Origin of the sequence: Silvimonas sp. (assembly GCF_031291215.1) — a bacterium.
Taxonomy (GTDB): domain Bacteria; phylum Pseudomonadota; class Gammaproteobacteria; order Burkholderiales; family Chitinibacteraceae; genus Silvimonas; species Silvimonas soli.
In genome coordinates this window covers 82,626-95,200 of sequence record NZ_JARLJK010000054.1, presented here as the reverse complement: position 1 = coordinate 95,200, position 12,575 = coordinate 82,626, and the positions used below count along the sequence as shown (strand labels likewise).

Genomic DNA, 12,575 nt, shown 5'->3' with positions numbered 1-12,575 from the left:
CGTTATGCTGCAACGCTCTCGCTCAACGTCAGTACCACCGGCACCGATTTGGATGCCGGCGTGCGCGCCCGATCAGCCATGCTGTCCAGCGGCACGAGGTTGTTGGTTTCCGGGTAGTAGCTGGCCAGACAACCTTGCGGGATATCGTACTCAACCAGCAAGAAGCGTTTGGCCACGCGCTCGCCGTCGTGCCACACGGAAGTCATATCCACCCATTGTCCGGCGCTGAAGCCCAGTGCGGCCAGATCGGCCTTGTTGATAAAACACACGCGGCGTTGCCCAAACACCCCACGATAGCGGTCATCCAGGCCGTAAATGGTGGTGTTGTACTGGTCGTGGCTGCGCACGGTCATCAAGTTGAAAATGCGGCGCTCGGCATGCTGTTTGCGCAGGGTGTTGATGGGCAAATCAGTGGGCACGGCGTGGGCGATAAACCCGGCCTTGCCACTGGCGGTGCGCCAGTCACGATCACGCGCTGAGTTGCCCAGATAGAACCCGCCCGGCACGTGTACGCGCGGGTTGAAGTCTTCAAAGCCGTCGATCACCTGCGCGATCTTGTCGCGAATGCGGTCGTAATCTTCAATCAGCCACAGCCACGGTGTTTTGCTCTGTTGCAGCGTCGCGGCGGCAAGTCGCGCCACAATGGCGGGCTCGGATAGCAGATGTTCCGAGGCCGGTGCGTTCATCCCTGCAGAGATATGCACCATGCTCATCGAATCCTCGACCGTCACCCCTTGCGCGCCAGCGGCCTGGATATCCACTTCGGTGCGCCCCAGGCACGGCATGATCAGTGCGTCTTTACCGTGTTCCAGATGCGATCGATTGAGCTTGGTGGTGACATGCACGGTGAGATCACACTGGCGCAAGCCCTGGCGAGTGCGGTCCGAGTCAGGCGTGGCGGTCGCAAAGTTGCCGCCCATGCCAAAGAACACTTTGGCCTCGCCCGCCAGCATGGCTTCAATGCCACCAACCACATCGTGGCCATGTTGTTGCGGCGGCTCAAAATCAAACGCCTTGCCCAAACGCGCCAGAAACGCGGGCGAAGGTTTTTCATAAATGCCCATCGTGCGGTCACCCTGCACATTGGAATGTCCGCGCACCGGGCAGGCACCGGCACCGGGCTTGCCGATATTGCCTTTGAGCAACAACAGATTGGTAATCGCCTGGATCGTCGCCACCGAATGCTTGTGCTGGGTAATGCCCATGCCCCACGTGCAGATGGTGGCTTTGCTGGCCATGTAGATGGCAGCGACCTCGCGAATCTGCGCTTCAGTCAGACCGGATTGTTCTTCAATGGTGACCCAGGTTTCGGCGTCTAGTGTGGTTTTGAATGCATCAAAACCATCGGTATGTTGCGCGATAAACTCGAGGTCCACGTCGCCCGCTTCCAGCACTGCTTTGGCAATGCCGGTCGCCACCGCCAGATCGCCGCCGATGCGCAATTGGTAATAACTGGAGGCAATCTGCGTACCGTGGGTAGACAGCATATCAAGCGGGCTTTGCGGATCGGCAAAGCGCTCCAGCCCGCGTTCGCGCAGTGGATTGAACACCACAATGCGACAGCCGCGTTTGGCTGCTTCGCGCAATGTGCCCAGCATGCGCGGGTGATTGGTACCGGGGTTCTGGCCAAAAATGAACAACGCTTCAGCGTGGTCAAAGTCTTCCAGCGTGACCGTGCCTTTGCCGATGCCAATCTGTTCCTTCATGGCTGTGCCGGAAGGCTCGTGGCACATATTGGAACAATCGGGCAGGTTGTTGGTGCCGTATTCGCGGATAAACAACTGGTACAGAAACGCCGCTTCGTTCGAGGTGCGGCCAGAGGTATAAAACAGCGCTTCGTCCGGGCTGGCCAGCGCGTTCAAATGTTTGGCCGTCAACGCAAAAGCGTCATCCCAACTGGTAGGTACGTAGTGATCGGTGGCGCTGTCGTAGCGCATGGGCTCGGTCAGGCGGCCTTGTGCTTCAAGCCAGTAATCATCGTGCACCGCCAGATTGGCAACGGTGTGCGCGGCAAAAAATTTGCGCGTCACCCGGCGTTCGGTGGCTTCGGCGGCAACGGCTTTGGCACCGTTCTCACAAAACTCGAAAGTGGAATGATGATTCTTGTCGGGCCAGGCGCAGCCCGGGCAATCAAAGCCATCAGGCTGGTTGGAATGCAGCAAGGTGGTGATGCCGCGCGCGACCACACCTTGCTCATGAATATGATGCAGCACGCTGCGTAATGCACCCCAGCCGCCTGCTGGGCCTGCATACAACTTGATTGCCTGTCTGGACATTCACTCTACCTCTGACAAAACTGCTGACAACAACGGGCTGAAACACCATTCAAGCACGAACTGGTGAACAAATCGAACTGCAATAAACCCGAATTTCCAAAACGCTGTGATCAAAAGTCTGCCGCCCCGCCAGGCACAAGCCAGACGGGGCGGATGGGCTAACCAGATAAACCTGGTTTAGCTAAACAAAGCGGCAGTTTTCTTGATGGTCTGAACTACACCCCATGCCAGCGGCAGCAGCACATATGCCCACAGTATCAGGCCTTTTACTTTGGTCATGACTTAATCCTCTTTCGAAACAAACCGTGCATCAACGTTCTTGACGAACGCATTGCAGATGAACCCCAGCACCAACAAACCGGCCATCACGTACATGGTGGTGTTGTAGGCCGACGCTTTGGCCACGCCCTGGCTGATCTGGTAATCACGCATGTAGTTCACGATCACCGGGCCCAACACGCCAGCCACCGACCATGCGGTCAGCAAACGGCCATGAATAGCGCCCACATAACGTGTGCCGAATTTGTCCGACAGATACGCCGGGATGGTGGCAAAACCGCCGCCATACATCGACAGGATCACGGCATACAGCACCACAAACAGCGCCACGCTACCGGTAGCGCCAGCGGTCGGCACCAAGGCGTACAGGAAAGCGCCCAGCACGAAGAACACCAGGTAGGTGGTCTTGCGGCCGATCACGTCAGATACGCTGGACCACAAGAAGCGCCCGCCCATGTTGAAGATGGACAACAAGCCGACAAAACCCGCCGCAGCGGCCGCCGAAACCGAGCCCTTGAACACTTCCTGAATCATCAGCGAAGCCTGGCCCAGCACGCCAATACCGGCCGTCACGTTCAGGCACAGCACGGCCCACAGCAGCCAGAATTGCGGGGTTTGGGTGGCGGTGTCGACTTCAACAAAGGTATTGCTGGCCAGTTTTTTCGGGTCTTGTTTTTCAACAAAGCCTTCTGGCTTCCAGCCCGGTGCTGGCAGGCGCACGGTGAAGGCACCAATCAGCATAGACAGCGTGTAGATCAAACCCATCACCACAAAGGTCTCGGCAATGCCGGGAGTGGTATCGGTTTTGAATCTTTCCATCAGCATCACGGCCAGTGGCGCGCCGATCATGGCACCACCACCAAAACCCATGATGGCCATGCCGGTTGCCATGCCGCGACGATCCGGAAACCACTTGATCAGGGTCGACACCGGCGAGACATAACCCAGCCCCAGACCGATACCGCCGATCACGCCGTAGCCCAGATACAGCATCCACAATTGTTGCAGATAAATACCTAACGCCGAGACCAGAAAACCACCGCCAAAGCACACGGCAGAAGTAAACATGGTGGCACGCGGGCCAACCCGTTCCAGCCATTTGCCACCAAAGGCGGCAGACAAACCCAGGAATACGATGGCGAGCGAGAAGATCCAGCCCAGTTGCGGAATGCTCCAGCCATAGGCTTTATTGAGCGGCGAATTGAAAACCGAAAAAGCATAGGCCTGGCCAATCGACAAATGAATGGCTAACGCGGCCGGTGGAATCAACCAGCGGTTGAATTCCGGCTTGGCTATGCTCTGACTTTTATCCAGTGTTGCGGCAAAACTCATCTATTTCCCCTTTTAGTTTTAAGCCGTACCAACACGCCGGTCATGGCAAAAATGTGGCGTGCAAGAGGCATGGGAGACTTTGTTTACGAATACCCGAAAGGTGCGGCGACGGGCGCGCAGCCAAGGCAAGCTGACTGTGTCTACATATAATAACGCGCTTATATGCAAATGAAATTATATAGCCAATAAATCCGTTTATCTCCTACGAATGGTCTGGTGAAGGGCGTCACAACCGGACTGGGAGGTAATGAATGGGCGGGTGCAGCCGCTCATAAAAAAACCGCACGCTCAATGGCAGTGCGGTTTTTGTCACAGCAGACCGCTTACGGCGGGCCGGGCAACATTCCAATTTTCTGCGGCAGTGGCTACTGCACGCTGAACTCGATCCGCCGGTTATGGGCACGGCCTTCTTCGCTGCCGTTATCGGCAATGGGCTGATCTTGCCCTGCTCCTTGCGCATGCAAATTGCTGGCAGTTACGCCATGCGCCACCAGGAACACCACCACCGAATTGGCGCGCGCCAGTGACAGCGTTTTGTTGGCAGTGGCATCGCCGGTATTGTCGGTGTGCCCGGTGATGAGGATGTTGCGGCCATCATCCTTGAGCAAATCAGCCACCACCACAAGCCGCGCCTGCGCTGTGCCGGGGATTTGCGCCGAGCCAGTCGCAAATTCGATGGTTTCTTCCAGCAAGGCGTTCGATGGAGCCAGTGCAGCAACTCCGGCCTGCGCGTTTACGGTCAGATTAGCCTTCACGCTGGCGTCTTTCACAAACCAGTCTGGCAATCCGGACAAAATCGCTTGTTTGAGCGGCTCGCTGCCGGCGGTGCCATTCAGCGCAATCACGCCATCGCCCAGTTTCAGATCAAAGTCCGCCAACTGGCGCAAGCGCGCCAGGATGTCCACCGGACGCGCCAGCCACCACAGCGGTGCGGCATCTGCGCTCACGGTGATGTGATCGACCACTTTGTCTTCGCCCCACAGCACGCGGGCTGGTTTGAGCAAGCGCTGATGTGTTTTTTCGTCGGGCACGATACCGGTGAGCGTGAGGACGCCAGCGGCCTGGGTCAGTTGCACCTGACCGAGCGCCAGTTGTCCGTTTTGTGGTGCGGCCGCTACCGCTGACGCCACATTGGCGGCCATGGGCTTGGGCGCACTGCCGCCGCGCACGGTGTACCAGGCGGCGCTGCCCGCAACGATTAACGCCACCGCCAAAGCAATGGCGACTCCGGCGTTTTGATCCTGATCTTCAGAAAACATGTGCAAGGTCCGTGGGTTGGTTAGTTTGGTCCGACCGTTCAACAGCCGCCGCTGCGCTGTAATGCGGCGGACAAAATGTCGGTATAGAACATAAAGCGTATGCCTCGTGTCAGATATCGGAGTTTTCCGGGCAAGTGGTATCGTGGCGATATCCCCGCCCTCTTCAAAAAAAGCGCTGACACCGCAACTGCGCTTGCTCTTATCGAGCCGACCAGGAACACACGCATGGCCAAAACGCTGCTGAACCACATCCACACTCTGGTCACCATGGACGACCAGCGCCGCGAGCTGACCGACGCCGCCGTGCTGGTGCATGACAACCAGATCGTGCGCGTCGGCAGCGCCGCCGATCTGGCCAATGAAGTGGTCGATCACATCGTTGATATGACTGACCATCTGGTGCTGCCGGGTTTGATCAACACGCATCACCACATGTACCAGTCGCTCACCCGCGCCATTCCGGCGGCACAAAATTGCGAGTTGTTCGACTGGCTCAAAGCGCTTTACCCGATCTGGGCCGGGCTCACTCCGGAGATGATCCGCATCTCCACCCAGACCGCGATGGCCGAGTTGATGCTGTCGGGCTGCACCACGGCTAGCGATCATCTTTATATCTACCCCAACGGTTGCCGCCTGGATGACGCCATCGAAGCCGCACAACAGATTGGCATGCGTTTTCATGCCAGCCGTGGTGCCATGAGTCTGGGCGAGAGCAAAGGCGGTCTGCCGCCGGATCGCGTGGTGGAAGACGAAGCGTTTATCCTGCGCGATACCCAACGCTTGATTGAGCAGTGGCATGATGCCAGCCGTTTTGCCATGACCCGCGTGGTGGTGGCGCCATGCTCGCCGTTCTCGGTCACCACCGACCTGATGCGTGAATCAGCCGACCTGGCGCGCGCGTATGGCGTGAGCCTGCATACGCACCTGGCAGAGAACCACAAAGACATCGCTTTCTCGCAAGAAGTGTTCGGCAAGACGCCGACGGAATATGTTGAGGACTTGGGCTGGATTGGGCATGACGTCTGGCATGCGCATTGTGTGCAACTGGACCAACACGGTATCGACCTCTTTGCTCGTAGCGGCACCGGCGTGGCGCATTGCCCATGTTCCAATATGCGACTGGCCTCGGGTGTGGCACCGATCCGGCAAATGCTCGATGCCGGAGTCAAGGTCGGACTTGGTGTGGATGGCAGCGCTTCCAACGACGGCGGCCATATGCTGAACGAAGCGCGCCAGGCTTTGTTATTGCAGCGCGTGCATCACTGCCGCCCGGATGTTCTCAGCGCACGCGAGGCGCTGGAAATGGCCACTCGCGGCGGCGCGGCGGTGCTGAATCGCGATGATATCGGCCAGATTCGCCCCGGCTTTGCCGCAGATTTGATCGCGTTTGACCTGAACACGCTGTCCTTTGCCGGCGGCTTGCATGATCCGGTTGCGGCCTTGTTGCTGTGCGCATCGTCCGACGTCAGTTTCAGCATGATCAATGGGCAAGCAGTGATCGTAGACGGACAGCTGCAAACGCTGGAACTCCCTACCCTGATTGGGCGTCACAACGCTTTGGCCCGGCAATTGGCCAATGGTGATACTCGCCGTTAACGTAATCCGATGACGCATTTGCTACCCGTGGGAGGCTCGGCCATGAAGCTGATCATGCAAGTTCTGCTGTTTGCGCTGCTGCTGGCCGCCGCGCCTTTACTACAAGCCGCTGAAGCCGTGACCAGCGTGCCCAATGTCGAACTGGATCGCTACCTGGGCAAATGGTATGAGATCGGCCGTCTGCCGATGTACTGGCAGCGTAAATGTGTTTCGGACACGACCGCTGAATATGGCAAAGGTGAAGACGGCAAGATCACCGTCACCAATCGGTGCCTGCACGAAGATCACAAACCGGACGTCGTGACCGGTAGCGCTGTGGTAGTACCCAACAGCGGCAACGCTCAGCTGAAAGTCACTTTTTTCTGGCCGATCTCTGGCAATTATTGGGTGATCGGGCTGGATCGGGATTACCGCTGGGCGCTGGTCGGCACACCCAATCGCAAATATCTGTGGCTGCTGTCGCGCACGCCGGTGCTGACGCAAGCCGATACCGATGCCGCGCTGCAAATTGCCCATCGCGAAGGCTATGACATGTCTGAATGGATCGTCACACCGCACAGCCAACCCTGACAAGCACGACTCGCCAGCGCGGCTATGATCAATAACGTTGGGCTGTGACACGTCCAGTTACGCAAAAGGTGAACCATGAAAGCAATCTGGAACGATGTCGTCATTGCCGAAAGTGACGATACCGTAGTGGTCGAAGGCAATCATTACTTTCCTGCCAGCGCGCTAGACCGCTCGCACATCATTCCCAGCAACACGCACACTATTTGCCCGTGGAAAGGCGAAGCCAGTTATTACACGCTGTCGGTGAACGGCAAGCTCAACCCCGATGCGGTCTGGTATTACCCGAAGCCCAAAGACGCGGCCAAATCCATTCTCAATCGCGTGGCGTTCTGGAAAGGTGTACGGGTCGAACCGTAAGCGGTTTCGCCCCACCTGGCCTTGGCAGTCTGTAGGGATTGCGACAGCGGCTGCGCATTTTGCGCCAAATCGCACACGCCACTGGTTACTCTGCCAGGCAGGCTGGCAATGCATTGCTGGTCCGCCGCACATGGCATGCTTTGTGCCTGCCCATGTCGTAATTATCCAAGCCAGTTTGTAACTCCGCCCTACAAGGAAACTCCGTGCCCAGCTTCAGTTTTCGACGTTTTGCCCCGGCCCTGCTGTTGCTGGCCTGCGTGTTGCCACCATTGGCCCAAGCCGATGCAGCGCTGGACCAGATCATTGCCGGGCCGCAGCGCAGTGAAGCGCACCGCGCTCGCGATGTGTACCGCCACCCAGCTGAAACACTCAATTTCTTTGGGCTGAAACCCGATCAAACCGTGCTGGAAATCTGGCCCGGCGGCGGTTGGTATACCGAGATTCTGGCGCCGTATCTGCGCGAACATGGCCGTTATTACGCCGCGCAAGTCGCACCTTCGGACAATGCGGAACGCAATGGCGAAATTGACGCGTTTGAAGCCAAGCTGGCCAGCGACCATGAGCTTTATCGGAATGTGGCGGTGGAAACGCTTTCCCCACCGCAATTCACCGATATTCGCCCGGCAGGCGGCGCCGATCTGATCGTGACGTTTCGCAATATCCATAACTGGCTGAAAGACGGCACCGCGCAAGACAGCTTCAAGGCGTTTTATACCGCGCTCAAATCCGGCGGGATCTTGGGCGTAGAAGAACACCGCGCAGCACCAGGTACCAGCCTGGAACAGATGATCAAAACCGGCTACGTAACTGAGGAACTGGTGATCAAGCTGGCGAAAGACGCGGGTTTTGTCTTGGCCGCCAAAGCCGAAATCAACGCCAATCCCAAAGACACCAAGGATTATCCCAAAGGCGTTTGGACTCTGCCGCCCGGTTATGCCGCAGGGGCGCTGGATCATGAGCGCTATCAGGCCATAGGTGAATCTGACCGCATGACGCTCAAGTTCATCAAACCAGGTGCAATTGCCAAGTAATGCGAACCGCAAGCGCGGGCAGATCGATTGGTCGTCTGCCCGCATTTAATACACGACTGTTCAGTGCAATCAACGAGTTAGCAGCCCAACGCAGAACCATTGCCTGACTCAAGCTTCACCACCATCAGACCGCTTGTTCGCTACGTTCATCCCTGTTTGAAATGCAGATTGCCAAGGCCTGGATACACTTTGCCTGCCTTGTACTGCAAGGCTCAAGAAAACAAACATAAACCAGAGTTAGAGGATGAACGTGATGAACAAACCGCAACTGCGCCGTTTGGCGCGCCTGTGCGCGCTGACGTTTAGCGTGTCCCTGCCGCTGTTGGCAACGGCAACCGAAAGTTACGCCGCCACTCCCACTCCAACCGCGTGTTACGCCACATGGAATGCAAACACTGCATACGTGGGCGGCGCCACCGTGAGCTACAACGGGGTGAATTACAAAGCCAACTGGTGGACGCAGGGCAACAATCCTGCCACCAGCAATGGCGTCATTGGCACCGGCCAGCCATGGACGATTGTAGGCAGCTGCGGCGCGACGCCGACTCCTACGCCAACACCGACCCCAACACCTACTCCGGTGCCAACGCCAACTCCGACCCCGGCGCCTACCCCAACGCCAACGCCAGTACCGACGCCGACTCCTACACCAACGCCGGCTCCAACGCCGTCGTCAGTCACCACCACCGGCACTATCAATTTCCACTTGCTGCTGGGCGCGGGTACGGCACAAGACAGCATGACGCTGGATGGGGATAACTACACCGACCTGATCATGTCCAACATCATCGCCGGTGTGATGTATGGCCATCTGGTGAACGAGTATTACCCTGGCATTCAGTACAACAAGGACTATATGTACGGCTCGATATTGGGCCAGTTGCTGCAGGAAAACCTGGAAACGCAGGTGTACAAGAACACCAGCAATCTGATTGATCCGTCACCAGATCAGCAAGCCGTGATGGGCAATGGTCAAGGCGGCCCATACCAGATCAACAACTACGCGGCCGATATGGTGTCTGGCAGCTACACGCCAGGCGGTCACTCGCTGATCAACTATATTGCCCTGCAAAAGAGCATTGGTTACACCATGGCTACTGCTCCTACGCAGTACAAACAGGTGACACCGCCGTCGTTCAACGACAAATACTACGGTCCGATGCTGACCGGGTATTTCCACTACAACGACTTCGTGGCGTTGATTGTGACTGGCACCGGCACCGGTGGCTGGACCACGCCGTGGCAACCGGCGTTTAACAACGCGCTGGTCAACTTCAAGAGCTTGCCGAACAACTTCTTCGAGGTCTTGCTGAACGTGGCCTATAACCAGGGTTATTACGGCACGCTGATGTCCAGCTACAGCACGCTGGGCGCTACCGCCACGACCAGCACGGTGAATACGGTCAACAACTGGAGTTCGGTCTGGGGCAAGTCGGACACCTACGAACAGTATCCGTACCAGGTGCGTTACTACCTGAACCAGTTCTACGATCTGCCGATCCCGACCACCAGCGCCACCACGCTGGTTACGCCGCAAAATCATGTGGCGTTCAACATGACCACGCTGGGTAACGTGTTCAGCAACGTGTTCACCACGCTGTCTTATGTGAACAGCTCGGGCGTGGGCGCGTTTATCCCGGCGGCATCGGCACAGGCCGCGTTCAACACCGCATTGGCACAGAACAGCGTACCGGCGGGCACCACGCTGGATTTGAGCAACACCGCCAACCGGGCGCAGATTTTTGCGATTCTGGAAGACGCCATTGCCAATCTGGAAATGAGCCTGGGCGTGCAATTTAACGCCACCACAACCTCGCAAATCTGATCTCAATGATTTGTGGGTAAGCAGGTAAAACAAAGCGCGCTGTCCTCACCGGCAGCGCGCTTTTTTTACGTCAATCCAGCCTCATCAGCCACCTTCAGCCAATTTTGACTGGTTCGCCAGAACGCGCACTGGCGTAAATGGCATCCAGCAATTCCATCACAATCAAACCTTCTTCCCCACTTGCCGGATGTGGCCGATTGGCCAGAATGGCCGCCGCATATTCATACATGCCGGAATTGGCCTCCCCTACCGGTGGATGCACGTGGATATCCAGTTGCGCGCCGTGTTGCTCGGTAAAGATGTGCGCGTCAAACGTGTAGCCTTCGTTCACGTTCTGCTGCAGCAGACCAGCTTTGGTGCCCAGCAAGCGCGTTTCCATCAGGTCAGCCTCTTTGATATTGGCCGCCCACGATGCCTCCAGCGCCAGCGTGGCGCCGTTATCAAAGCGGATAAACGCCGTGGCCAGGTCTTCCACATCAAAGGTCTTGCCCGATTGGCGCGCCAGTTCACCGGCAATGGGATTGTAGGTATTGCCCATCACCCAAACGGGCTTGGGATAACCCATCAGCCACAGCGCCAGGTCCAGCCGATGCACGCCCAAGTCGATAAGTGGCCCACCGCCCGATAGCGCTTTGGTGCCAAACCAGCCACCAAATCCAGGCATGCCACGACGGCGATGCCAGACGCTGCGGCCAAAGTAGAACTCGCCAAACACACCGGCATCCACCTGTGCCTTGAGTGCTCTGGATTGCGCGCTGAAGCGATAGCTGAAATTGATCATCAACCGTTTGCCTGCACGTTCGGCTGCGGCCAACATTTCGCGCCCTTCCGCCGCACTCATTGCCATTGGCTTTTCACACAACACGTGGCAACCGGCAGCCAATGCCGCCAGCGTCAATGCTTTATGAAACTTGTTAGGCGTGCAGATGCTGACCACGTCCAGCTCGCCCGTTGCAAACATTTCTTCGGCAGTTGCAAAGCGCCCGGCAATGGCGAATTCGTCGCCAACGGCTGCCAGCCGCGCAGCATCCGGATCGGCAATGGCGACGACGTCAACCTGCGGATGCTCGCGCCAGCCCTGGATGTGTTTGCGCCCGATACCCAGCCCCACAATCCCCACCCGCAAACGTTGACCGGTCGGCGCCGCTATTTGATTACCCATACTCATCCAATATCTCCCTTACCTTGCGCGATGCCTACTTTGGAGAAACTCACAGCTTTCTGGCTAATGGGCTCCAGCGCAGGCGAATTGGGGCAGTGATCCACCAGATTCACCCGAGGCGCGGCCCACTGCACGGCATTGGCCAGCACACGTTGGACGTTGGCGTCGTAATAAGTGGGATACGCCTCGTGGCCTGGGCGGAAGTAAAAAATCCGCCCATGCCCACGCTCCCAACAACAGCCAGAGCGGAACACCTCGCCACCCTCGAACCAGGAGATAAACACAATGCTATCCGGTTGCGGGATGTCAAAGCGCTCGCCATACATTTCTTCATACGGCAGCTCAAAATATTCGCCGAGGCCAGCGGCGATGGGATGCGACGGTTCCACTACCCACAGGCGCTCTTTTTCATCGGCCTCGCGCCATTTCAGCGAACAATTGGTGCCCAGCATGCGGCGGAATATCTTCGAAAAATGTCCGGAATGCAGCACGATCAGACCCATGCCTTCCAGCACGCGCTTTTGCACCCGATCCACAATCGCATCGTCGACCTGGGCATGCGCTTTGTGGCCCCACCAGATCAGCACGTCACAGGCGTCCAGCCGATCCTGGGTCAGCCCATGCTCGGCCTGATCAAGCGTGGCGGTGGATATTTCCAGCGGCAAAGCGCCAGGGTTCAGCCCCGGCGTTTGGCGCAAGGCGTCGGCAATGGCCATGTGTAAACCGTCAGGGTAAATGGCCTGCACGGCCGGGTTCTGCCGTTCATGCTGAAATTCGTTCCAGATAATGACAGAAATACTGGTTTTCGACACAATCACTCTCCAGTGAGATGCTGCGCATTCAAGCGCGGAACAGTTCAGATCAGTTCAGCGCAAAATCGGCCATAAG

The 12,575-nt window shown here is 57.5% G+C and carries 9 protein-coding genes and 1 pseudogene; 5 read left to right on the top strand and 5 right to left on the bottom strand.

Going from position 1 to position 12,575, the window contains the following annotated elements:
• Window positions 1–2: 2 nt before the first annotated feature.
• From P4L78_RS01980 to P4L78_RS01970, 3 genes and pseudogenes are all read right to left on the bottom strand, one after another.
• Entirely contained in the window at window positions 3–2,276 is a 2,274-nt protein-coding gene (locus tag P4L78_RS01980; protein ID WP_309326662.1) for an FdhF/YdeP family oxidoreductase, read from the bottom strand.
• Between the two features lie 177 nt (window positions 2,277–2,453).
• Window positions 2,454–3,887 (bottom strand): annotated as a pseudogene (locus P4L78_RS01975) (OFA family MFS transporter).
• A gap of 365 nt (window positions 3,888–4,252) precedes the next feature.
• Window positions 4,253–5,146, bottom strand: coding sequence for an OmpA family protein (locus tag P4L78_RS01970; protein ID WP_309326660.1), 894 nt, complete (start codon window positions 5,144–5,146; stop codon window positions 4,253–4,255).
• Between the two features lie 225 nt (window positions 5,147–5,371).
• Here P4L78_RS01970 and P4L78_RS01965 point away from each other — a divergent pair, with 225 nt between their 5' ends.
• The 5 genes from P4L78_RS01965 to P4L78_RS01945 all read left to right on the top strand — a co-directional run bounded on the left by P4L78_RS01965 (window position 5,372) and on the right by P4L78_RS01945 (window position 10,525).
• Window positions 5,372–6,742 carry an 8-oxoguanine deaminase gene (locus P4L78_RS01965; RefSeq protein ID WP_309326659.1) on the top strand — a complete coding sequence of 457 codons (1,371 nt, stop codon included), beginning with the start codon at window positions 5,372–5,374 and terminating at the stop codon, window positions 6,740–6,742.
• A 42-nt stretch (window positions 6,743–6,784) separates the two neighbouring features.
• Window positions 6,785–7,312: a lipocalin family protein gene (locus P4L78_RS01960; RefSeq protein WP_309326657.1), complete on the top strand. Its 528-nt coding sequence runs from the start codon at window positions 6,785–6,787 to the stop codon at window positions 7,310–7,312.
• Window positions 7,313–7,387: 75 nt separating this feature from the next.
• Window positions 7,388–7,669: a DUF427 domain-containing protein gene (locus tag P4L78_RS01955; protein WP_309326655.1), complete on the top strand. Its 282-nt coding sequence runs from the start codon at window positions 7,388–7,390 to the stop codon at window positions 7,667–7,669.
• Window positions 7,670–7,872: 203 nt separating this feature from the next.
• Window positions 7,873–8,700 (top strand): methyltransferase, encoded by an 828-nt coding sequence (locus tag P4L78_RS01950; protein ID WP_309326653.1) that lies wholly within the window; start codon window positions 7,873–7,875, stop codon window positions 8,698–8,700.
• 253 nt (window positions 8,701–8,953) lie between these two features.
• Entirely contained in the window at window positions 8,954–10,525 is a 1,572-nt protein-coding gene (locus P4L78_RS01945) for a carbohydrate-binding protein (RefSeq protein ID WP_309326651.1), read from the top strand.
• Window positions 10,526–10,619: 94 nt separating this feature from the next.
• Here the strand turns inward: P4L78_RS01945 and P4L78_RS01940 are convergent, their stop codons facing one another.
• Together P4L78_RS01940 and P4L78_RS01935 are read right to left on the bottom strand one after the other, a co-directional pair.
• Window positions 10,620–11,693 carry a Gfo/Idh/MocA family oxidoreductase gene (locus P4L78_RS01940; RefSeq protein WP_309326649.1) on the bottom strand — a complete coding sequence of 358 codons (1,074 nt, stop codon included), beginning with the start codon at window positions 11,691–11,693 and terminating at the stop codon, window positions 10,620–10,622.
• Window positions 11,690–12,499, bottom strand: coding sequence for a ThuA domain-containing protein (locus tag P4L78_RS01935; RefSeq protein WP_309326647.1), 810 nt, complete (start codon window positions 12,497–12,499; stop codon window positions 11,690–11,692). Before P4L78_RS01935 ends, P4L78_RS01940 begins: the two co-directional genes overlap by 4 nt.
• Window positions 12,500–12,575: the final 76 nt, after the last annotated feature.